The following is a 22,384-nucleotide window of genomic DNA, read 5'->3' as shown; positions in this document are numbered from 1 at the left end:
ATTCAGTCAATTTTGTAGTTGTGGAGTGTACCAGAACCCCACGAAATACCCCACCTCGCCGCAGTGTTCATCCCTGCGACGCCGGGTCGGTAGCATCTTTTGCCTCTGCCCCCGGCAGCGCGCCGGCGGCGTCATCGGCCGCCTGAGCGTCTTGCCGCTCCTGCTCGCTGGCCTGCTGCGCCAGCTGCGGATTTATCGGCCGTTTCACCTCAACCCCCAAGGCGCGGAAGCCTTCGGTCTGACCGATAAGATTACCACGCCCTTCGCTGAGTTTGTTCATCGCCTGTCGATAGCTGCCCTGCGCCTTATCCAGACTTTGCCCCAGCGCCGACATATCATCGACAAACAGGCGCATCTTGTCGTACAACCGCGCCGCGCGGTCGGCAATGCGCTGGGCGTTCTGGCTCTGGTGCTCATAACGCCACAGGTTGGTGATGGTACGCAGCGCCACCAGCAGCGTCGTCGGGCTGACCAGCATGATATTGTGCTTCAGGGCCTCGCTGATAAGCTCCGGCTCGCGGTCAATGGCCAGCAGGAACGCCGGCTCCACCGGAATAAACATCAGGACGTAGTCCAGCGAGCGCAGCCCCGGCAGCTGCTGGTAATCTTTCCGCCCCAGCAGCCGGATATGCCCGCGCAGGGAGGCGATATGCTCGCTCAGCGCGGCCTCGCGCTCCGCCTCATCCTCGCTGTTGAAGTAACGCTCGTAGGCCACCAGCGACATTTTGGCGTCGATCACCACGTCCTTCCCCTGAGGGAGACGCACGATCACGTCGGGCTGCATGCGGCTCTGATGATCCAGCCGCACGTTCACCTGCGTTTCGTATTCATGCCCTTCCCGCAGGCCGGAGGCCTCCAGCACCCGGCTGAGCACCACCTCACCCCAGTTGCCCTGCGTTTTGTTATCGCCTTTCAGCGCCTTGGTCAGGTTGATCGCCTCACGCGCCATCTGCGCATTCAGCTGCTGCAGATTGCGTATTTCGTGAGTCAGGGTGTGGCGCTCCCGCGCTTCCTGGCCAAAGCTGTCCTGCACCTGGCGGCGGAAACCGTCCAGCTGTTCGCGCAGCGGCAGCAGCAGCCGGTCCAGGCTCTGCCGGTTCTGCTCATCCACCTTGCGGCCGCTGTGCTCGAAGATGCGGTTCGCCAGGTTTTCGAACTGGGTGGTCAGCCGCTGCTCGCTGTTGATCAGCAAGCGCTGCTTCTCTTCGGCCGCCATACGCGTCTCCTCCAGGCGAATCGTCACCTCGCGCAGCTCGGCCTCCTGCATGCTGTTGACTTCGCGCTGGGCGCGCAGCTCCTGATTGAGCTGCTCGCACTCGCCGCGCCAGTGTTCAAGCTGCTGCAGCTTTTCCCGCGCAGCGGCGAACTGCCCATGCAGATTACGCAGCTCCAAATCGTTTTGCCGCAGCTGCTGCTCCTGACGCTGCGCCGCCTCCTGACGCGCAGCAAGCTCCTGTTGCGCCTGCTGCAGCGACTGCTCCAGCAATCGCAGCTCCGTTTCGTGGTGCGCCTGGTTCTGCTGCAGCCGCAAATTGGCGATCAACCACCCCAGCAGCATGCCGATCACCACGCCGCCAATACCGTACACCAAGCTGGTATCCACCCTGCCTCCCGTTAAACCGTACCGTCCGGCGCATCGCGCCCGCTGCCCGTCACGTTAAGGGGAGACTGTATGGATGTCCAGTCAGAATTTTATCTGGCGCGCAATTATGCGCAACGCTGCGCAAACTAGGCAAACCACTGGCTTAACCACTTGATACCGAACGCGCCCGGCGCAAGAATGCCGAACGCCCAGATCATCGCCGACGTCAGGTTAGCCAGTTGGAAATAGCGCTGCGGCATGGCGCAGATGCCGCCGACCAGCGGCACCACCGCCCGCAGCGGGCCGAAAAAACGGCCGAAGAAAATGCCCAGCACGCCCCAGCGCTCAAAGAACGCGTGGCCGCGCACCAGCAGCTGCGGGTTGCGCGACAGCGGCCACATATGGGCCACGCGATCCTGATAGTGGTAGCCGACCCAGTAAGAGAGCCAGTCGCCAAAGAATGCGCCGGCCGCCGCCGCCGCCCAGATCGGCCAGAAAGCGATGCCGCTTTCCCCGATCAGCGCGCCCAGCGCCAGCAGGATCACCGTTGCCGGCAGCAGCAGGGAAAGAAATGCCAGCGATTCGCCGAAGGCCAGGAAGAAAATGATGGGGATGGCCCAGCCCTCGTGCTGCCGCACGACGTCGCTGACCCAGTGAATAACGTCGTTGAGACTCAAAGACGGGCTCCTTTACGGCGCAGTGTTAACATTCAGCCTTATGCTCGCCGGCGCAGGTTAAACCCCGGCTAAACGCGGCGATGATTGCCGCCGTCTCACAACGGCGGGCCACCGATATCGCTCCGGGCCGGCGTCACTCGAGGTAGCGCGCCTGCAGCGCGGCGCGCTGGTCGGCGCCCAGGCCATACTCTGCCTCCAGCCAGCGGTCGGTGCTGCCGTACTGTTCACGGATGCGGCCCAGCGCCGTCATCAGAAACTCTTCGCGGGCGCTCAGCACATAGGCGAACTGCGCCAGCGCAGACTCGTTCAGGCGCACCGACAGCTGATCCAGCATCTGTTCGCGGAAGGCGGCCAGCGTAGTTTCCGTCAGCAGGTAGTCTTCCACCACCGTGGCCTCGTCCGCCCCCAGTGCAAACAGCACCAGCGCGGAGCCGACCCCGGTACGGTCCTTGCCGACCGCACAGTGCTGCACAATGGCGCCTTCCGCCGGGTTGCTCAGCAGATCCGTCAGTTGCCTGTAAGCAGCGTTGCCAAACGGCAGGCGGCGATACAGCTCCAGCATAAAGGCGCGCGCATCGAACGTCGCCAGCGTCTCGCTGGTGAGCTTTTCCAGATTGGCGTTCACTTCATTGCTCAGCGGGTTGGCGGGAAAATGATGATACTGCGCGCCCTGCCACAGGATGTCAGGCTTGGCCTGCACCTCGTCGGTATCGCGGTAGTCCAGCACCGAGCGCACCGGGACGCCCGCCAGATAGGTGCAGTCGTTTTCCGTCAGGCGCTCCAGCGAACCGGAGCGGAACAGCAAGCCGCGCTTGATGCGGCGTCCGTCGGCAGCGCTGTTGCCGCCTAAGTCACGAAAGTTGATGCCGCCATCCAGGGGCGCAAGCGAGGGGTGGAGCAGAATTTGGGCGGTCATAGACATCCTCTTGATTATTGTCTGAGAAAGCGCCAACGCAGCGTGTAGACAAAGCGGGCGGACGCTGAAAGCTATACCCTAAATAATTCAAGTTGCGGCAACAGACAAGAGAGGATCGCCGAAAATGCGCAAAACTTTTCACCGCCGGCTGCGCCGCAGCTTGCTGGCTGACGGGGCGTTGAACAGGTAGCCAGGGGGAAACGGGCCGCGCGGCGGCCCGTAAAAAAACAGCGGATTACAGCAGGCGACGCGCCGCATCCACCACGATCTGCACCGCTTTGCTTTCGGTCTGTTTCATGGTTTCTGCATCAGGGATTTCCTGCTGGGTGCGGTTAACGATGACCCCGGCCACCATACCGGCGCGCAGGCCCTGGCTGGCGCACATGGTCAGCAGCGTGGCGGATTCCATTTCATAGTTCATCACGCCCATTGCCTGCCACTCTTCCATCGAGCCTTTAAAGCGGCTGACCACGCGGCCTGAATAAGTGTCGTAACGCTCCTGCCCCGGGTAAAAGGTATCGGAAGAAGCGGTGACGCCGATATGGGTCACGGCGCCGTTGTCCTTGGCCGCATCCACCAGCGCGGTGGTGCAGGCAAAATCGGCCACGGCCGGGAACTCCATCGGTGCAAAATGCAGGCTGGCGCCATCCAGGCGCACCGCCGCGGTGGTCACCAGCACGTCGCCGACGTTGATATCAGGCTGAATGGCGCCGGTGGTGCCGATACGCAGAAACGTACGGATCCCCAGCTGCGCCAGCTCTTCCACGGCGATGGAAGTCGACGGCCCGCCGATACCGGTGGAACACACGATCACCGCTTTGCCATCCAGCTCCGCGCGCCAGCTGGTAAACTCACGATGGGACGCCAGATGCACCGGGTTCTCCATCAGTTTGGCAATTTTTTCTACGCGCTGCGGGTCGCCGGGAACAATTGCCAGCTGAGCCCCTTGTAAATCGTTTTTGGTGAGGCCGAGATGAAAAACATCAGACTGAGACATACGAGACTCCTCATAAATTCAGGATTATTGGGAGGAACAAAAAAGCACTCTACTGAAAATTCTTGCCATTTTTAGTGACCAACATCACTACGAAAGAAGAAACAATTGTCGATCTACATATTTTATGTGATTCAAATCACACTAACGACCCCAAATAGCCACGTTTTCACTGGCTCAAGCATAGCCGACAAACGCCACAAAACGGCGATGACAAGCGGCCGTCTTGTTATCTATAGTTAATCTTTGCTCCGCTTCTCTCTTGGATGGAGACCGCCATGAAAACCGAACACGCAATGACACTCGCACCGGTGCAGGGAGGCTTCGCCCCTGCCGCCGAGCCGTTGGCCGAGACAACCATTTATACTGATGACCAGGGCATTCACGCCGGAGAAACCACCATTCCTTCTCAGGGCGACGACCTGCCGGCCTACATCGCCAAACCGGCCAACCATCAGGGACCTTTCCCGGTGGTGCTGGTGGTGCAGGAAATTTTCGGCGTCCATCAGCATATTCAGGATCTCTGCCGCCGGCTGGCGAAAGAAGGTTACCTGGCGATTGCCCCGGAGCTGTACTTCCGTCAGGGCGACGCTGCCGACCACAGCGAGATCGACGATCTGCTGAAAAATCTGGTCAGCAAAGTGCCGGACAATCAGGTGCTGGCGGATCTGGATCACGTCGCCCACTGGGCCACCCGACACGGCGGCGATGCCAGCAAGCTGGCCATCACCGGTTTTTGCTGGGGCGGACGCATTACCTGGCTGTACGCCGCGCACAATCCGCAACTGAAGGCCGCGGTCGCCTGGTACGGCAAGCTGGTGGGTGAGAAGACGCTGAATTCGCCCAAGCACCCGGTGGATATCGCCAGCCATCTGTCGACGCCGGTGCTGGGGCTGTACGGCGGTCAGGACAGCGGTATCCCGCTGGAGAGCGTGGAAAGCATGCGCCAGGCGATCCGCGCCGCCAACGCCGATGCGGAAATCGTGGTTTACCCGGAGGCCGGCCACGCCTTTAACGCAGACTATCGCCCCAGCTATAACGCCGAGGCCGCGCAGGACGGCTGGCAGCGCATGCTGGCGTGGTTTATTCAGCATGGCGTGGTGGGGGTGAAGTAAACGCCGTACAGACGCCTCCTTCACGCCAACAGCGGCAACAAAAAAGGGCGCCGCAGCGCCCTGAATCCTGTAGCCCGCAGGCTCAGGCGTTTTCACGCAGGCGTTGCGCCGCCAGCACCATATTCGCCAGCGACTGACGGGTTTCCGGCCAGCCGCGGGTTTTCAGGCCGCAGTCCGGGTTCACCCACAGACGCTCCGCCGGGATGTTCTGCGCCGCTTTGCGCAGCAGCGCCTCAATCCACTCCACGCTCGGTACGTTAGGCGAGTGAATGTCATACACGCCCGGCCCGATTTCGTTCGGGTATGCGAACTCTTTGAAGGCTTCCAGCAGATCCATATCGGAACGTGAGGTTTCGATGGTGATCACATCCGCGTCCAGCGCCGCAATGGAGTCCATGATGTCGTTAAACTCGCAGTAACACATATGGGTGTGGATCTGCGTGTCGTCGCTCGCCACCGCGGCGTTCAGTTTGAAGGCGTCCACCGCCCAGTTCAGATATGCCGCCCAGTCGGAGCGGCGCAGCGGCAGCCCTTCGCGCAGCGCCGGTTCGTCAATCTGGATGATGCCGATGCCGGCTTTTTCCAGGTCGGCCACTTCGTCGCGCAGCGCCAGCGCAATCTGTTTGGCGATGGTTTCCCGCGTAACGTCTTCGCGCGGGAACGACCAGCACAGAATAGTCACCGGCCCGGTCAGCATGCCTTTAACCGGCTTGTCGGTCAGCGACTGGGCGAATTTGGCCCACTCGACGGTAATGGCTTGCGGACGGCTGACATCGCCGATAATCACCGGCGGCTTCACGCAGCGAGAACCGTAACTCTGCACCCAGCCGTTTTGCGTAAACACAAAGCCGTCGAGGTTTTCACCAAAGTATTCCACCATATCGTTACGCTCGGCTTCGCCGTGCACCAGCACGTCCAGGCCCAGGCGCTCCTGCTCGACAATCGCCTGTTTGATGTGTTCACCGATGCTGGTGCGGTAGTTGCTGCCGTCCAGCCGCCCCTGTTTGAAATCAAGACGCAGGCCGCGGATCTCGGTGGTCTGCGGGAACGAGCCGATGGTGGTGGTCGGCCAGGCCGGCAGGTTGAAGCGTTGACGCTGCGCGTCGGCGCGCTGCGGATAAGGGCTGTTACGCTCGCTGTCCTGCGCAGTGACCGCCGCCAGACGCTGTTCTACCTGCGCATTATGCACCCGGCTGGAGTGACGACGGGCGCGGATTGGCGCGCTGTAGGCATCCAGCTGCGCCTGCTTGTCCGCATCCGGAGCGTTCAGCGCAGCGCTCAGCAGCGCCAGCTCCGCACATTTCTGCAGGGCGAAGGCAAACCAGCTTTTCACTTCGTCGTCGAGGCGCGTTTCCACGCTCAGGTCGATGGGGCTGTGCAGCAGTGAGCAAGAGGAGCCGATCCACAGCGGACGGCGGCCTGCCAGCGGCCGCAGGCTCTCGAACCAGCGGCTCAGATCGGCGCGCCATACGTTGCGGCCGTTAATCACCCCCAGCGACAGCAGCCATTCCTGCGGCAATGCGTCGTTCAGCGCCGCGATATCGTCATTGCCCGCCACCAGATCGACATGCAGCCCCTGTACCGGCAGCGCGCGGATGGTGTCCAGATTGTGGCCGACGCTGTCGAAATAGGTGGTCAGCAGCAGCTTTACCTGGCCCTGCAGCGCCTGATACGCCGGCTGGTAGGCGTCCAACCACGCCTGCGGCAGTTCCAGCACCAGCGCAGGTTCGTCGATTTGCACCCACTCCACGCCGCGCTTGGCCAGTTCCGCCAGCACCTGCTGATAAACCGGCAGAATAGCCGGCAGCAGCGTCAGGCGGTCAAACGCCTCGCCCTTCACTTTACCCAGCCACAGATAGGTCAGCGGCCCCAGCAGCACCGGTTTGATGTTATGCCCCAGCGCCAGCGCCTCGTCCACCTCGTCCAGCAGCTGCGTCCAGCCCAGTTGGAACTGCTGGCCCTGGTGGAATTCCGGCACGATGTAGTGATAGTTGGTGTTAAACCATTTGGTCATTTCCCCCGCCGCCGCCGGCTCGCCGGTGGGCGCACGGCCGCGGGCGATGCGGAACAGCGTATCCAGATCGACGGTACCATCCTGGTTGTGATGACGCGCCGGCACGTTGCCCAGCAGCAGGCTGGTGGTCAGTACGTGATCGTACCAGGCGAAGTCGCCGACCGGCAGCAAATCCACGCCGGCCTGTTGTTGCTGCTGCCAGTGACGCGCGCGCAGCTCACGGCCCACGGCCAGCAGCTCTTCCTGCGTCGAATTACCTGCCCAGTAGCTTTCCTGCGCTTTTTTCAGCTCGCGACGTAGCCCAACGCGTGGAAAACCCAGAGTGTGATTCAAAATTGTCATCGTCTTTTCCCCATTGTGGCCCAGACAAATGGGCACTTAGCCGTCTAGATGTTTACACATCCATAATCAACAGGTACTGTAGTCACCACAAGCGCAAATTATTCACTGTCACTGTGAAGGACTCTCATGATCGAACTTAAACACTTACGGACGCTGCAGGCACTGCGTAATACCGGCTCGTTAGCCGCCGCGGCCGCCCAACTCCATCAGACTCAGTCTGCCCTGTCGCATCAGTTCAGCGATTTGGAACAGCGTCTGGGCTTTAAGCTGTTTGTTCGCAAAAGCCAGCCGCTGCGCTTTACCGCCCAGGGGGAGATCCTGTTGCAGCTGGCGGAGCAGGTGCTGCCGCAGATCCAGCAGGCGCTGCAGGCCTGTCATGAGCCGCATCAGACCACGCTGCGCATCGCCATTGAATGCCACAGCTGCATCCAGTGGCTGACGCCGGCGCTGGACAACTTCCGCCTGCGCTACCCGCAGGTAGTGATGGATTTTAAATCCGGCGTCACCTTCGACCCGCAGCCGGCCCTGCAGCAGGGCGAGCTGGATCTGGTGATGACCTCCGATATTCTGCCGCGCAGCGGCCTGCACTATTCGCCGATGTTTGATTTTGAGGTGCGTCTGGTCCTGGCGCCGGATCACCCGCTGGCCGGTAAACCGCAGATCACGCCGGAGGATTTAAGCGATGAAACGCTGATGATTTATCCGGTGCAGCGTCAGCGGCTGGATATCTGGCGCAACTTCCTGCAGCCGGCCGGCATCAGCCCGGCGTTGAAAAACGTCGATAATACGCTGCTGCTGATTCAGATGGTGGCGGCGCGCATGGGCATCGCCGCGCTGCCGCACTGGGTGGTGGAGAGTTTTGAGCGTCAGGGGCTGGTGATTACCAAAACCCTGGGCGACGGCCTGTGGAGCCGGCTGTACGCCGCGGTGCGCGACGGCGAACAGCGCCAGGCGATCACCGAAGCGTTTATCCGTTCCGCCCGTCAGCACGCCTGCGATCATCTGCCGTTCGTGCGCGACGCCGCGCGCCCTAATGCCGTACCGCCCGTCGCCAAACCGCTGGCGCCGCAACCGTGAACGGCATAAAAAAACCCCGGCGATATCGTCCGGGGCGTTCAATCGTTAAAACTGCGCTTTGGGCGCCACCCAGCGGCGGTGCACCCACAGCGAAGCGCAAATCACCGCGCCGCCGATAATAAAGCTAGGCCAGTGCGGCTGCTGCTGCCAGATGGCCAGATTAACCAGCAGCCCGGCCGGCACATGCATGTTGTTCATGATGCCAAGGGTGCCGGCATCCACCTGCGTCGCGCCGTAGTTCCACATAAAATAGCCCAGCCCCGATGCCACGACGCCCAGCCAGAACAGAATGCCCCACTGCAGGCCGGTGGTCGGCAGCTGTTGCGGGTTGCCCCACAGCAGCCAGGCCGCAACGGCCACCACCAGCGCCCCCAGATAGAACCAGGAAAACGCGGTGTGCTGCGGCAGCGGATGCACTTCCATCAGGCGCTTATAGCCGACGATGCCAATGGCGAAGCTGATATTGGCCGCCTGCACCAGCAGCAGCCCCAGCCAGAAATGCTCACTCAGCTGGTGATAGCGGATAATCGCCGCCCCCAGCACCGCCAGCAGGGCGCTGAACATATATCCCCAGCGCAGGCGCCGACGGCTGAGCAGATCGTAGATCAGCGTGATATACAGCGGCGTCAGCACGGTAAACAGCAGGAACTCCGGCACCGTCAGATATAAAAAGGCGCGGAAGCTGAACAGGTACATAATGCCCAGCTGGCAGGCGCCCACCAGCATATACAGCAGGATCACCCGCCCCTTGATGTTGCGCCAGCGCAGAAACGGCAGGAACACCACGGCCGCAAGGCCGATACGAATCAGCACTGAAAACCAGCTGTCCACCTGACCCGCGAGATATTCGCCAATCAGGCTAAAAGAGAATGCCCATAAAATGGTAGTAATAACCAGCAATAGCACGACGGGAACTTCCTATGCACGGTAAAAACAGCGATTGTAACGGATGGCAGCGCCCAATGCGGCACGAATAAGGTTTACGTGTGAGCAATAATCCATCACGCGGCAATTTTACCGCTTTGCGTTAAGCTTAAACCAACGGGAGGAGTGAATGATGAAAGACAAACTCTGGGGCATCGTGCTCCTGCTGCTGGCGGCCGCACCGGCGGCGGCGGAAAACGGCGTCACAACGCTGAGCGGGCAGCAGCAGTTCCTCAATCAGCGTACGCAACAACAGCAGCAGCAACGGGTGCTGAACAATCAGCAGTTGGATCAGCGCCGCCTGCAGCAGCAGCGACAGTTTGACAACAATCAGCAGCGCCTGCGGCAAATGACGCCGAACGGCAGCCAGACGTTGCCGAACGGCAATCAGCCCCGCAATCCGTTCGACCGCACTACGCCGGCGGTGCCCACCGCCCCGCAGCCGGCCGGCGCGCGTTAATTAAAAATCTGCGCCGATCAGATCGATTCGGTCGGTGCAGATGCAATCCACGCCCCAGTCCAGCAGCTGCCGCGCCCGGTCAGGACGGTTGACGGTATACGCCAGAATCCGCAGCCCGGCCTGCTTCAGCGCCTGCACCCGCTCGGCGGTCAGCGCCCGATGCGCGATATGCAGCGACACGCAGCCCAGTTGATCGGTCAGTGCGCGCCAGTCATCTTGCCAGCGTTCCAGCAGCAACCCGCGCGGCAGCGTCGGCTCTGCCGCCTGCGCCGCCGCCAACGCCGCCACGGAGAAAGACGAAAGCAGCGGATCGGTCTGCCCCTGCCACAGCTGGCGCGCCGCCTGCGCCACCCGCCGTCCGGTTTCCTCATCCGCACCGTGGGTAGGTTTAATTTCAATATTGGCCATCATGCCGTACAGCCGGCAGCGCTGCGCCACCTCGGCCAGCAGCGGCAGCCGTTCGCCCTTAAACGCCGCGCCGTACCAGTTGCCAGCATCCAGCTGAGCCAGTTTGTCCCACGGCAGATCGCCCGCCACGCCCCAGCCGTTGCTGGTTCTGTCCAGCGTGTCGTCGTGCAGCAGGAAGACCTGCCCGTCCTGCGCCAGTTTGGCGTCAAACTCAATCATCTTATGACCGTGGCGCGCGCCGACGTCGATCGCCGCCAGGGTGTTTTCCGGCGCCAGAGAACCGCCGCCGCGGTGGGCGACAATGGGAGGGTAAGGCCAGGCTTGGGTCATCATTCCATCCGTAATCCGCGTTGAGTATCAAAAAGTGCCGCGCCTGCGCTGGCAGCTGTCAATATAACGCGCTGCCCGGCGCCGGCAAGTGCTGATGCGCCGGACGCACAATCGCCACCGCGTTTTTCATGCCCTGTTCCGAAAAACGGGTGTCACAAAATGGGCGATGACCCGGTTGCGGGCATTGATACACCGATGGCGTATTGCTATCGGCGGCGCGGGCTGCGCGCACCGCCGGCTGGGTTACAGCGAACGGCGCAGACGCGCCACCGCTTCCTGCATCTCCTGTTCGCTGGCGGTGGCGAACGACAGGCGGAACGTGGCGCGATCCGGACGGTTGGCGAAGAAGTATTCCCCCGGCACAAACACCACGCCGTTGGCCAGCGTGGCGTTCAGCCATTCGGTGGCGTTAAACGGCTGGCGGAAACGCGCCCACAGGAACATGCCGCCTTTCGGCATATCGAAGTCAATGACGTCGCCCAGCTCGCTGCGCACCAGCCCGGCCAGCAGTTCGCCTTTTTGCTGGTAGGCGCGACGAATGGTGTCAATCTGCGCCGGCAGGCGGCCAAGGCCCAGATAGCATTCGACGATGCTCTGCGACAGCGCGCTGGCGTGCAGATCCGCCGCCTGCTTGATAATCGCTACCTTCTGCAGCAGCAACGGCGGCAGGATCGCCCACCCCAGACGCAGGCCCGGCGCCAGAATTTTCGAGAAGGTCGAGGTGTAAATCACGTTGTCGGTATGCCCCAGCAGCTGCTGCGCCAGCTGATACAGTGTGGCGTTGCGTTCCTCGGTAAAGCGCAGCTCACCATAAGGGTCATCCTCAATAATCAGGAAGTTATGCTCCGCCGCCAGCCTGACCAGCTGTTCACGGCGCGCGGCGCTCAGCGTCAGGCCGCTCGGGTTGCCGAAGGTCGGCACCACGTACACCCCTTTGATGCGCTGCGTCTTCAGCAGCTCGGCCAGCTCATCCACCACCATGCCGTCGCTGTCGGACGATACCGACATCACCGTCGCTTCCGCCAGCTCCAGCGTCTGCAGCGCCGCCAGATAGGTCGGGCTCTCCACCACAAACACATCGCCCGGGTTAACCACGGTGCGCATCACCAGATCCAGCGCCTGCTGCGAGCCGGCGGTGACCATCACGTCTTCCGGCCGCGCCTGCACGCCGCGTTCAGCGCACAGCGTACAGATGCGCTCGCGCAGCAGCGGGCTGCCTTCGGTCAGGCCGTACTGGAAGGCGCTTTTCGGCTGTTCGGTAATCGCCTGTTGAGTGGCGATGCTCAGCCCTTCAAAATCAAACAGCGCGTCGGAAGGAATGCCGCCCGCCAGCGAGATGACGCCCGGCATTTTGCTTTGTTTGAGTAATTCACGGATAGCGGAGCTTTTGACGTTGATAATACGTTGGGCGAGAAGTCCTTCAGTGTTCATGATTTATCTTTTTATCTCGTAATCGGTAAGAAAAGGGGGCGCGCGACAGGCGCCCCGACGCCCCGGACAGTACCGGGGTCAGCCCCCCAGATAGGCGGAGCGAACGGCTTCGTTTGCTAACAATGCGGCTCCCGTATCTTCCAACACCACGCGGCCGTTTTCCAGTACATAACCGCGATCCGCCAGCTTTAACGCCTGATTGGCGTTCTGCTCCACCAGGAAGATGGTCATCCCCTCGGCGCGCAGCTGCTCAATGGTGTCGAAAATCTGCTGGATAACGATCGGCGCCAGCCCGAGCGACGGTTCATCCAGCAGCAGCAGTTTCGGCTGGCTCATCAGCGCCCGGCCGATGGCCAGCATCTGCTGCTCGCCGCCGGACATGGTGCCGGCGCGCTGTCCGCGGCGTTCCCGCAGGCGCGGGAACAGCTGGAACACCCGCTCCAGCCGCTGCAGATACTGCGGGCGGGCGGCGAAAAAGCCGCCCATCGCCAGGTTCTCCTCCACCGTCATGCGCGCGAACACCCGCCGCCCTTCCGGCACGATAGCCACCGCCTCGCGCATTATGCGCGACGTCGGCCAGCGGGTAATGTCCTGATCCAGCAGCGTGATCGTTCCCTCGCTGGCGCGCGGTTCGCCGCACAGCGTGCCCAATAAAGTGGTCTTGCCGGCGCCGTTGGCGCCAATCAGCGTAACGATCTCCCCCTGCCGGATGGTCAGGCTGACCTGATGCAGCGCCTGAATCTTTCCGTAATGGGCGCTGACCTGATTAAACGACAGCATCATGATTATGCTTCCCCTAGATACGCCCGGATCACATCCGGGTTATGGCGAATTTGTTCCGGTGTGCCCTGCGCCAACGGCGCGCCCTGATTCACCACATAGATCCGGTCGGAAATCCCCATCACCAGTTTCATATCATGCTCAATCAGCAGCACCGAGACCTGATGCTGAGTGCGCAGTTCGACAATCAGCCGATCCAGCTCGGCGGTCTCCTTTGGGTTCAGCCCCGCCGCCGGCTCATCCAGCATCAGCAGTTCAGGGCGCGTCACCATACAGCGGGCGATCTCCAACCGGCGCTGCTGACCGTAGGCCAGATTGCCCGCCGAGCGATTGGCCATCTCCAGCAGGCCGACGCGCTCCAGCCACAGCGCCGCCCGCTCGCGCGCGTCGGCCTCGGCGCGGCGAAAAGATGGGGTTTTCAGCAGCCCGGCGAACACGCCGCTCTGCAAATGCTGATGCTGCGCCACCAACAGGTTTTCCACCACCGTCATTTCGCGGAACAGACGCACGTGCTGGAAGGTGCGCACCACGCCCAACCGGGCGATCGCCTGGCCGGACAGCCCCGCCAGCTGGCGTTCCCGCAGGCGAATCGCGCCGCTGGTCGGGCGGTAAAAACCGGTCAGGCAGTTGAAGATGGTGGTTTTGCCTGCGCCGTTCGGGCCGATCAGCGAGACGATCTCTCCCTGATTCAGCGTCAGGCCGACATTGTTTACCGCCAGCAGGCCGCCGAAACGCATCGACAGCCCCTCGACCGTCAGCAAAGGTTGTGCGCTCATGGCTGCTCCTCCTTCGCCGCCTGGATATCCGCCGCCTTCAGCTTCATCTGCGGACGTTTCATCGGCAGCAGCCCCTGCGGACGCCAGATCATCATCAGCACCATTAGCGCCCCCAGCAGCAGCATGCTGTACTCGTTTAAATCCCTCATCATCTCCCGCGACACCACCAGCAGAATCGCCGCCAGAATCACCGCAAACTGCGAGCCCATGCCGCCCAGCACCACGATCGCCAGCACAAACGCCGATTCGGCGAAGGTGAAGGACTCCGGGCTGACAAACCCCTGCCGAGCGGCAAACAGCGTACCGGCAAAGCCGGCAAAGGCGGCGCTGATGGTAAACGCCGTCAGCTTGATTCTGGTCGGGCTCAGCCCCAGCGAACGGCAGGCGATCTCATCCTCGCGCAGCGCCTCCCAGGCGCGCCCCAGCGGCATGCGCAGCAGGCGGTTGATGACAAACAGCGTCAGCACCACCAGCAGCAGCGCCACCAGATAGAGGAAGATAATGCGGTCGCTCGGGTCATATTTCAGGCCGAAGAAGTTGTGGAAGGTATCCCAGCCGCCGTCGCGCGCGCTGCGGCTGAACTCCAGTCCGAACAGGGTCGGTTTCGGGATCTGGCTGATGCCGTTCGGCCCGCCGGTAATCTCGGTATTGTTCAGCAGCAGAATGCGCACGATCTCGCCGAAGCCCAGCGTGACGATCGCCAGATAGTCGCCGCGCAGGCGCAACACCGGGAAGCCCAGCAAAAAGCCGAACGCCGCGGTCACCATCCCCGCCAGCGGCAAGCTTTCCCAGAACCCCAGGCCGTAGTAGTGGTTCAGCAGCGCATAGGTGTAGGCGCCGATGGCGTAAAAACCGCCGTAGCCCAGCACCAGCAGGCCGGACAGCCCCACCACCACGTTCAGCCCCAGCCCCAGCATCACGTAGATCAGCGTCAGGGTGGCGATATCCACCGTGCCGCGCGACACCAGAAACGGCCAGGCGACGGCGGCGACAATCAGCAACGCCGCCAGCAGTTTCTGTCGCGGCGTGGTGCCGTCAAAACTCGGCAACACCCAAGACGGGCCGCTGACTTTACTCAGCCCCTGCTGCAACAGCGGGCGCAGCAGTTGGAAGACAAACACCAGCGCACAGCCGATGCCGATCCACATCCAGCGCACTTCCGCCGCGCCGCGCACCACCAGTTTGGTGCCGTCGAGGCCCAGCTGCATCCCCATCAGAAAAGCGGCCATCACAAACAGCACCGCCGCGGCGATCAGGGCGTTAAGCAGATTGAGTTTCATACCTTCTCAACCTCCGGACGGCCCAGAATGCCGGTCGGCATCACCAGCAGCACCACGATCAGCAGGGCGAATGACACCACGTCTTTATATTCGGTGCTCAGGTAAGCCGAGGTCAGCGCTTCGGCCACGCCCAGCACCAGGCCACCGATCATCGCGCCGGGAATGCTGCCGATGCCGCCCAGCACCGCGGCGGTAAAGGCCTTCATCCCGGCCATAAAGCCGATATACGGGTTAATCACGCCGTAGAACTGCCCCAGCAGCACGCCGGCCACCGCCGCCATCACCGCGCCGATCACAAAGGTCAGCGAGATCACCCGATCGGTGTTAATGCCCAGCAGGCTGGCCATTTTTAAATCTTCCGCACAGGCGCGGCAGGCGCGCCCCATGCGCGAATAGCGGATAAACAGCGTCAGCGCCAGCATCGCCACCAAGGTGACCAGCCAGATAGTGAGCTGCATGGTGCTGACGGTGGCGGCAAAGCCGTTGCTCTCCCCCAGAACCCAGCGGCCGGTCACCAGGCTCGGCAGGGCCAGATCGCGCGAACCCTGGGTCAGGCTGACGTAGTTTTGCAGGAAGATCGACATGCCGATGGCGGAGATCAGCGCGATCAGACGTTTGGAATAGCGCACCGGCTTATAGGCCACCCGCTCGATGCTCCAGCCGTAGGCGCTGGCGATGACGATCGACACCAGAAACGCCGCGCCGATCAGCAGCCAGCCGGCGTCAATGCCGAACATCATCAGCGCGGCGATGACGATAAACGAGACATAGCTGCCGATCATGTACACTTCGCCGTGGGCGAAGTTAATCATGCCGATGATGCCGTACACCATGGTGTAGCCGATGGCGATCAGGGCATAGGTGCTGCCCAGCGTCACCCCGTTGAACATTTGCTGCAGGAAGTAGAGAAACTGCTCAGACATACGCGGACCCTCGACTGCGCGTTGAGTGCAGGGCGCGGCAGGCCGCGCCCACGCTTGCCGGGATGCGCCTTCCCCCGGCAAGGCTGCAACGTGAAAGACGAAAGGTCGGTTATTTCACCGGCGTCGAGGTGCCGTCGGCGTGCCATTCGAAGACGCCGAACTCGAAGCCTTTCAGATCGCCCTTCTCATCCCAGCTCAGCGGCCCCATCACGGTATCCACCGACTTGGCTTTCAGATCCTTGACGATCTCCTCCGGCTCCCGGCTGCCGCTGCGCTCCATGCCGGTGGTCAGCGCCTGCAGCGCTGCGTAGGTGGTCCAGACGAACGGGCCGGTCGGATCCTGCTTTTTGGCCTTCAGCGCATCGACCACCGCTTTGTTGGCCGGCACCTGATCGTAACGCTTCGGCAGCGTCACCAGCATGCCTTCCGACGCCGCGCCGGCGATGTTCGACAGCGAAGAGTTGCCCACCCCTTCCGGACCCATAAAGCGGGTCTTCAGCCCGGCCTGTTTAGCCTGGCGCAGAATCTGCCCCATTTCCGGGTAGTAGCCGCCGAAGTAGACAAAGTCCACGTTCTCTTTTTTCAACCGGGCGACCAGCGTGGAGAAGTCTTTATCGCCGGCGGTGATGCCTTCGAACATTACCGGCTTCACGCCCGCTTTCTGCAGGCTGTCGCGCACCGCGCGCGCCAGGCCTTCCCCGTACTGCTGTTTATCGTGCACCACGGCAATCCGCTGCGGCTTCAGGGTTGCCATAATATATTTGGCGGCGGTCGGCCCCTGATCGGAGTCCAGCCCAGTAGTGCGCATGATCATCTGGTAACCGCGGGTGGTCAGATCGGCATTGGTGGCCGCCGGAGTAATCATGATCACCCCTTCGTCTTCATAGATATCCGACGCCGGTTGGGTGGAGGAGGAACACAGATGGCCGATCACATAGCGGATGCCGTCGTTGATCACTTTGTTGGCGACCGCCACCGCCTGCTTCGGATCGCAGGCGTCGTCATATTCGACCGCCACCAGCTTGTCGCCCTTGATGCCGCCCTTGGCGTTGATATCGGCGATCGCCTGACGCGCGCCGGTAAACTCCATATCGCCGTACTGCGCCACCGGGCCGGACATCGCCCCGACGACCGCCACTTTAATCTCTTCCGCCAGCGCGCCGTGGCTGATCGCCATGGCGATACCCGCGGCCAACCATGCCTTACCCTTGGTTACTTTCATCCGCATAATCCCCGTCTGTTGTTGTGTGTGAAGCTATCCGTTGTGTTGCCATGCCGACGCATTAGCGCTTTATTCATAAGTAATAATGACTTAGGCATTTAAACGGCAAGATATTGTTATAAGACCTTATTTTTCATGCCATTAAACAGGAATTTTCTTCTGCAAATCAACTTGACCATTCAGAAACAAGCGATGTAAACAGGATAAAGTATGGATGAAATGTGAGCTATTTCCTCCCTTATGCAGTGCGTTAAACCAGTTAACAATCTGTTTACTAATTTTTTACTCGGAAAATCACCGCGCTGAAAAACATTCTGCGAACCCGTCGTACAGAAAAAGTTACACATCGTGACCAGCAAGATCTATTACACTGACGCCATCGCTAATTTGTCCGGAAATGTTGCATGAAACTCACTATCGAACGGTTAACCGCGCTGTCCGCACAGGACCTGATCGACCTTGGAAAAATCTGGCCGCATCAAACGCCAGAGCAGTGGCAATCCTGGTTAAGCGACGGGCGGGCGTTGTTCGGCGCGCGTTTTAACGAACGCCTGTTAGGGGCGGTCAAGGTTTCGCTGGATGGCGACACGGCGCAGCTGCACGACCTGCTGGTGCGCGATGTTACCCGCCGCCGCGGCGTCGGCCTCTACCTGGTGCAGGATATGCAGCGCCAGCTGCCGCAGGCGACCCGCTGGCAGCTCTCCACCGCCGATCTCGCCGCCCGTGAACGCGGCGAGGTGGAAAACTTTATGCGCGCCTGCGGCTTCAGCGCGCAAGGCGATATCTGGCAGAAATGAAACGCTGGGCGGCGGCGCTGCTGCTGATTCTGCTGGCCCTTTGCGCCTGGTTCACCGGGCGCTATCAGGCGCTGTCCGCACCGCCGGTCTGGGATCAGCAGGCTTATCTGTGGCAACGGGTCTGGAGCGCGCAGCACGCGCCGGCGCTGGCCGCCAGCCGCGATCTGTTTTCCAGCCTGCGTATCCTCGCCCTGCAGCTGCATCCGCGCGAAGGGCTGCGGGTGATGCCGCTTGATAGTGCGCTGCTGAAACAGGACGGCCGCCCGCTGTGGCTGGTGGCGCGTCTGGACGGCTCGCAGCCGCAGTGGGATGAAGAACGATTGAATCACCGGTTGCTGCAGCTGTTGCAGCAATACCGCGCCGCCGGGCTGTCCGTAACCGGTATTGAGATCGATCACGACGCCGCCACCGCCCGCCTGCCGCAGTACCGCGATGCCCTCCAGCGCCTGCGCCGGCAGCTGCCGGCGGACGTACAGCTGAGCATCACCGCCCTGCCGGCCTGGCTTGCATCGCCGCAGCTGCCGTCCCTGCTGCAACAGGTCGACAGTTCGGTACTGCAGTTGCACGCCGTGCTCTCCCCGCAGCAGGGACTGTTCGACAGCCGGCTGGCGCTGCGCTGGACGCAGCGTTACGCTCAGGTGACCAGTAAACCGTTCCGCATTGCCCTGCCGGCCTACGGCATGGGGCTGGTCGGCGTGGATGCGCAGGGCGCGCAGGTGGAGAGCGAGGCCCCGCTGCGCGTCGTCGGCAGCCTGCGGGAACTGACGGTCGCGCCGCAGCGCATCGCCGATTTTCTACAGCAGCTGTCCGCACGCCCGCTGCCGCATCTGCAGGGCATCGTCTGGTTCCGCCTGCCGCTGGCCGGCGACCGCCGCGCCTGGTCGATGAAGACCCTGCGCAGGGTGATCCGCCAGCAGCCGCTAACCAGCCACTGGCAGGTAAAAATGCGCCCGCAGCCACAGCAAGATGGCCTGTATGATCTGATAATTGCCAATGACGGGCCGGCCGATGCGCCGTTGCCCGCGGCGATTACGCTGGCGGCCAGCGACTGTCTGGCCGCCGACGCGGTCGGCCATTACCGGCTGGACTCGACGGCCACGCAGCTGCGCTTTACCCGCACCGGGGACGATTTGGTGCGCGCCGGGCAATCACGCCCGCTAGGTTGGCTACGCTGCCAACATCTGACGCCAGGAGGCTTTCGTGTTACACCTTAATCTTCAGCGCATCCGGCCGCTGACGCTGAGCATCACCATCGCCGCCACGCTGGGCGCGCCGCTGGCGCAGGCCTGCGGCCCGGATTTCCCCAATCGCCTGCTGCTCGATCGCAACGGCACGCTGCTCTCAATGCCGGAAGGCAACTTCACCTTTGAAACCAGCCGGCTGACGCCAGTCGACCCTCAGCTGCCGCGCTGGCAGGCGCCGCCGCCGCCCGGCCCGATGAAGCCGATGCCCCTGTCGCCGGAAACCGTCGCCATTAAGCAGATGCGCGCTGCCAAAACCGTGGAAGAAGCCGACGCCGTCAATAGCCAGGCGCTATCCGCCGCCGCGCGCCAGTACACGCTGGGCGCCGTCGCCTTTGCCGCCCGCGATCCGCGCGCCGCAGACTATTTCCATCAGGTGCTGGCCCTGCCGGATACCGAGCAGGGAGCATGGGGGCTGCGCGCGCGCTACTCCCTCGGACGGCTGCTGATGAATGACTACGGCACGCCGGAAGATGCCAATGCTTCCGTCACGCCTGCGCGTCCGGACGCGGCGCGGCTGCAGCAGGCGCTGACCGCCTTTCAGCAGGTGATCGACCGCGTGAAAAGCGGCGGCGACGATCCGGACCAGTTGGCGCTCAGCAGCCTCGGGCAGCAGGCGCGCATCCATTTCTGGCTGGGGGATATCAAACGCGCCGCGCATCTCTATGCGCAGCAGGCGGCGCAGGGCGATGCGCAAGGCGGACAGTCACTGCAGTATGTCGCCAGCTATCTGGTCGACCCGCAGCACTTCGAGCAGTTAAAAACGATCGCCGCCGATCCGCTGGTGCAGCAGCTGGTTACCGTCGAGCTGTTTGCCCGCAGCAGCAACCTGCAGGCGCAGGATGACGGCAGCACTCCGCCGCGTTCGCAGCAGGTCACCCAGCGTTTACTGACGCTGCTGGACAGCGAGACCAAGAGCGGCTTCAACGGCAGCGACCGCCTGGCGGCGCTGGCCTACCGCGCCGGCAACTACCCGCTCGCCGCCAGCCTGTTGCGCCACGCCGGCGACTCCGGCCTCGCCTGGTGGCTGCGCGCCAAAATGGCGCTGCGCAGCGGCAGCCTGCAGGATGCCGCCGCCGCCTATGCTAAAGCGGCGGCCGCCTTCCCGGCGGATGAAAGCTGGGGCGAACAGCGCGGCGAAAATTATGCACAGGAAACCATCATCCCCGACTGCCGCATCGCCGGTGAACAGGCGATCCTGGCGCTGAACCGCGGCGACTATCTGCAGGCGCTGACGCTGCTGTACCGCAGCAAGGATCTGTATTGGGCCGACGTAGCCGACGTGGCCGAGCGGGTGCTGACGATTGATGAACTGAAGGCGTTTGTCGATAAACAGGTGCCGCCGCCCAGCCAGCCGATCAAGCCGGTGGAGCCGGACGTGTATAACGGTCAGGTGCTGACGCCTGATATCCAGCTGCGCGAACTGCTGGCCCGGCGTCTGATGCGCGCCGGGCGCTATCAGGAAGCGCAGAACTACTTCGCCGTGCCAAACTTCCGCGCCGCCGCCCAGCAGCTGGCGCAGCAGTTCAACATGGCGCGCCAGAGCAGCAACGCCAGGCTGGCGCGGGCGCAGGCTTACTATCAGGCCGCAACGCTGCTGCGCGAACAGGGGCTGGAGCTGACCGGTTATGAAATGACGCCGGATTACGCCATTTACGGCGCCGGCTACTCTTACCTGGGCGATGCCTTCGACACCCGTGAATTGACGCATAAAAGCTGGATCGGCGCGGCAGAAGCCGCCCGCGCCGCCAAGGCGTTGCCGCCGCAGGACAACCGCTTCCTGCACTATCGCTGGCAGGCGGTGGCGGCGGCGCAGAAGGCCGCGGATTTACTGCCGCCGAAAAGCCAGGCGTACGGCGCGGTGCTGTGCAACGCCGCCAGCTGGGTGATCAAGCGCGATGCCAAGACCGGCCGCGCGCTGTATAAGCGTTACCTGGCCAACGGCAAGCCGGATGCCGCCCTGAGTCAGTTTGGCGAGCATTGCCCGGCGCCGGACTTCAAGGCGTTAACCGCCAAATCCTGACCCGCGCCGGATTACAGGCATAAAAAAACCCGGCTTTGCCGGGTTTTTTGGCTGCATTAGCCGTTATGCTTCGATCGCCATTTTCAGTTTTTTCATGGCGTTCTTTTCTAACTGACGCACACGCTCTGCGGAAACGCCGTAGCGGTCAGCCAGTTCCTGCAGGGTGGACTTGTTCTCATCGTCCAGCCAGCGGGCGCGAATAATGTGTTGGCTACGCTCATCCAGACCTTCCAGCGCATAGGCCAGTTTATCGGCGGCGTTGCTCTCCCAGTTGTCTTCTTCGATGCCTTCGGCAAAATCAGACGTTTTGTCCTGCAGGTACAGCACCGGCGCCATCGCCTGGCCGTCGCGCGCTTCGTCGTCCGGCGTCGGGTCAAAGGTCATGTCCTGCGCCGCCATGCGGGATTCCATCTCGCGCACGTCTTTGCTGGATACGCCCAGCTCACGCGCCACTAGCTCGACTTCATCCTGATTGAACCAGCCCAGACGCTGCTTGGTTTTACGCAGGTTAAAGAACAGCTTGCGCTGCGCCTTGGTGGTCGCAACTTTGACGATACGCCAGTTACGCAGCACGTATTCGTGAATTTCTGCCTTGATCCAATGCACCGCAAAGGAAACCAGACGCACGCCGACTTCCGGGTTGAAACGGCGCACTGCTTTCATCAGGCCGATATTACCTTCCTGGATCAGGTCCGCCTGCGGCAGGCCGTAACCCGAGTAATTACGGGCAATATGAGCGACAAAGCGCAGGTGAGACAGGATCAGCTGCTTGGCCGCATCCAAATCGCCCTGGTAATGCAGCCGTTCAGCCAGCTCCCGCTCTTCCTCTGCTGTAAGCATCGGATAGGCGTTGGCGGCCCGAACATAGGCTTCCAAGCTGCCTTGGGGTACTAAGGCTAAAGTTTGCATTTCTTTGGTCATTCAAACCCTCTCTCTAATAAAACCGATCGTACAGGTGACGATACTGCTGCTGCAAACCACAACGCTGTTGCTGCCAAGCCTCTGCAAGGAGGTTTGTCGGTTGCCGATTGAGCCTGGTGAGTATCTGTTTGGCGGGGAGTCAGTGATTTAC

20 protein-coding genes are annotated in these 22,384 nt (G+C 62.0%); 6 read left to right on the top strand and 14 right to left on the bottom strand.

What is annotated here, in order from left to right:
* Nucleotides 1-67: 67 nt before the first annotated feature.
* The 4 genes from rmuC to udp all read right to left on the bottom strand — a co-directional run bounded on the left by rmuC (nt 68) and on the right by udp (nt 4,172).
* A complete protein-coding gene (gene rmuC / locus I6G83_RS08185; RefSeq protein ID WP_054306752.1) occupies nt 68-1,603 on the bottom strand; it encodes a DNA recombination protein RmuC in 1,536 nt (511 codons plus the stop codon).
* Between the two features lie 125 nt (nt 1,604-1,728).
* Complete coding sequence (locus tag I6G83_RS08180; RefSeq protein ID WP_015344195.1) at nt 1,729-2,259, bottom strand: DedA family protein; 531 nt, start codon at nt 2,257-2,259, stop codon at nt 1,729-1,731.
* A gap of 133 nt (nt 2,260-2,392) precedes the next feature.
* Nucleotides 2,393-3,175, bottom strand: coding sequence for a tyrosine-protein phosphatase (locus tag I6G83_RS08175; protein WP_054306753.1), 783 nt, complete (start codon nt 3,173-3,175; stop codon nt 2,393-2,395).
* A 235-nt stretch (nt 3,176-3,410) separates the two neighbouring features.
* Nucleotides 3,411-4,172, bottom strand: coding sequence for a uridine phosphorylase (gene udp, locus I6G83_RS08170; protein WP_015344193.1), 762 nt, complete (start codon nt 4,170-4,172; stop codon nt 3,411-3,413).
* A gap of 275 nt (nt 4,173-4,447) precedes the next feature.
* Between udp and I6G83_RS08165 the strand changes: the two genes are divergently transcribed.
* Nucleotides 4,448-5,284, top strand: a complete 837-nt coding sequence (locus I6G83_RS08165) for a dienelactone hydrolase family protein (protein WP_054306754.1) — start codon at nt 4,448-4,450, stop codon at nt 5,282-5,284.
* An 82-nt stretch (nt 5,285-5,366) separates the two neighbouring features.
* Here the strand turns inward: I6G83_RS08165 and metE are convergent, their stop codons facing one another.
* Entirely contained in the window at nt 5,367-7,640 is a 2,274-nt protein-coding gene (gene metE, locus I6G83_RS08160; protein ID WP_054306755.1) for a 5-methyltetrahydropteroyltriglutamate--homocysteine S-methyltransferase, read from the bottom strand.
* A 126-nt stretch (nt 7,641-7,766) separates the two neighbouring features.
* Between metE and metR the strand changes: the two genes are divergently transcribed.
* A complete protein-coding gene (metR, locus tag I6G83_RS08155) occupies nt 7,767-8,717 on the top strand; it encodes an HTH-type transcriptional regulator MetR (protein ID WP_054306756.1) in 951 nt (316 codons plus the stop codon).
* Nucleotides 8,718-8,762: 45 nt separating this feature from the next.
* On the opposite strand, the gene I6G83_RS08150 is transcribed toward metR, so the two are convergent.
* Nucleotides 8,763-9,623: a carboxylate/amino acid/amine transporter gene (locus tag I6G83_RS08150; protein ID WP_054306757.1), complete on the bottom strand. Its 861-nt coding sequence runs from the start codon at nt 9,621-9,623 to the stop codon at nt 8,763-8,765.
* A 148-nt stretch (nt 9,624-9,771) separates the two neighbouring features.
* Between I6G83_RS08150 and I6G83_RS08145 the strand changes: the two genes are divergently transcribed.
* Nucleotides 9,772-10,101 (top strand): hypothetical protein, encoded by a 330-nt coding sequence (locus I6G83_RS08145; protein WP_232037702.1) that lies wholly within the window; start codon nt 9,772-9,774, stop codon nt 10,099-10,101.
* Here the strand turns inward: I6G83_RS08145 and ugpQ are convergent, their stop codons facing one another.
* The 7 genes from ugpQ to I6G83_RS08110 form a co-directional block, all read right to left on the bottom strand.
* Nucleotides 10,102-10,839 carry a glycerophosphodiester phosphodiesterase gene (ugpQ, locus tag I6G83_RS08140; RefSeq protein WP_054306759.1) on the bottom strand — a complete coding sequence of 246 codons (738 nt, stop codon included), beginning with the start codon at nt 10,837-10,839 and terminating at the stop codon, nt 10,102-10,104.
* A gap of 243 nt (nt 10,840-11,082) precedes the next feature.
* Nucleotides 11,083-12,270: an aminotransferase-like domain-containing protein gene (locus tag I6G83_RS08135; RefSeq protein ID WP_054306760.1), complete on the bottom strand. Its 1,188-nt coding sequence runs from the start codon at nt 12,268-12,270 to the stop codon at nt 11,083-11,085.
* A 78-nt stretch (nt 12,271-12,348) separates the two neighbouring features.
* Entirely contained in the window at nt 12,349-13,050 is a 702-nt protein-coding gene (livF, locus tag I6G83_RS08130; protein WP_041411956.1) for a high-affinity branched-chain amino acid ABC transporter ATP-binding protein LivF, read from the bottom strand.
* A 5-nt stretch (nt 13,051-13,055) separates the two neighbouring features.
* Nucleotides 13,056-13,826 (bottom strand): high-affinity branched-chain amino acid ABC transporter ATP-binding protein LivG, encoded by a 771-nt coding sequence (livG, locus tag I6G83_RS08125; RefSeq protein ID WP_015344184.1) that lies wholly within the window; start codon nt 13,824-13,826, stop codon nt 13,056-13,058.
* The gene (locus I6G83_RS08120) at nt 13,823-15,106 is read right to left on the bottom strand and encodes a high-affinity branched-chain amino acid ABC transporter permease LivM (RefSeq protein WP_054306761.1); all 1,284 of its coding nucleotides are present in this window, start codon (nt 15,104-15,106) and stop codon (nt 13,823-13,825) included. The genes livG and I6G83_RS08120 overlap by 4 nt, the downstream gene beginning before the upstream one ends.
* Entirely contained in the window at nt 15,103-16,029 is a 927-nt protein-coding gene (gene livH / locus I6G83_RS08115) for a high-affinity branched-chain amino acid ABC transporter permease LivH (protein WP_054306762.1), read from the bottom strand. The genes I6G83_RS08120 and livH overlap by 4 nt, the downstream gene beginning before the upstream one ends.
* A 109-nt stretch (nt 16,030-16,138) precedes the next feature.
* A complete protein-coding gene (locus tag I6G83_RS08110) occupies nt 16,139-17,251 on the bottom strand; it encodes a branched-chain amino acid ABC transporter substrate-binding protein (protein WP_054306764.1) in 1,113 nt (370 codons plus the stop codon).
* A gap of 404 nt (nt 17,252-17,655) precedes the next feature.
* Here I6G83_RS08110 and panM point away from each other — a divergent pair, with 404 nt between their 5' ends.
* The 3 genes from panM to I6G83_RS08095 are packed head-to-tail and all read left to right on the top strand — an operon-like array spanning nt 17,656 to nt 21,312.
* Nucleotides 17,656-18,048 (top strand): aspartate 1-decarboxylase autocleavage activator PanM, encoded by a 393-nt coding sequence (panM, locus tag I6G83_RS08105; protein WP_015344180.1) that lies wholly within the window; start codon nt 17,656-17,658, stop codon nt 18,046-18,048.
* Complete coding sequence (locus tag I6G83_RS08100) at nt 18,045-19,262, top strand: DUF3142 domain-containing protein (protein ID WP_062779103.1); 1,218 nt, start codon at nt 18,045-18,047, stop codon at nt 19,260-19,262. Before panM ends, I6G83_RS08100 begins: the two co-directional genes overlap by 4 nt.
* Nucleotides 19,249-21,312, top strand: a complete 2,064-nt coding sequence (locus tag I6G83_RS08095) for a hypothetical protein (protein ID WP_054305756.1) — start codon at nt 19,249-19,251, stop codon at nt 21,310-21,312. Before I6G83_RS08100 ends, I6G83_RS08095 begins: the two co-directional genes overlap by 14 nt.
* A 63-nt stretch (nt 21,313-21,375) precedes the next feature.
* Here I6G83_RS08095 and rpoH read toward each other — a convergent pair whose 3' ends face one another.
* The gene (gene rpoH / locus I6G83_RS08090; RefSeq protein ID WP_015344177.1) at nt 21,376-22,233 is read right to left on the bottom strand and encodes an RNA polymerase sigma factor RpoH; all 858 of its coding nucleotides are present in this window, start codon (nt 22,231-22,233) and stop codon (nt 21,376-21,378) included.
* Between the last annotated feature and the right edge of the window lie 151 nt (nt 22,234-22,384).

The sequence above is a fragment of the Serratia rubidaea genome, assembly GCF_016026735.1.
In the GTDB taxonomy this organism is placed as follows: domain Bacteria; phylum Pseudomonadota; class Gammaproteobacteria; order Enterobacterales; family Enterobacteriaceae; genus Serratia_B; species Serratia_B rubidaea.
The sequence above is the reverse complement of the archived record's forward strand: the minus strand, read 5'-3'. Positions and strand labels throughout refer to the sequence as shown.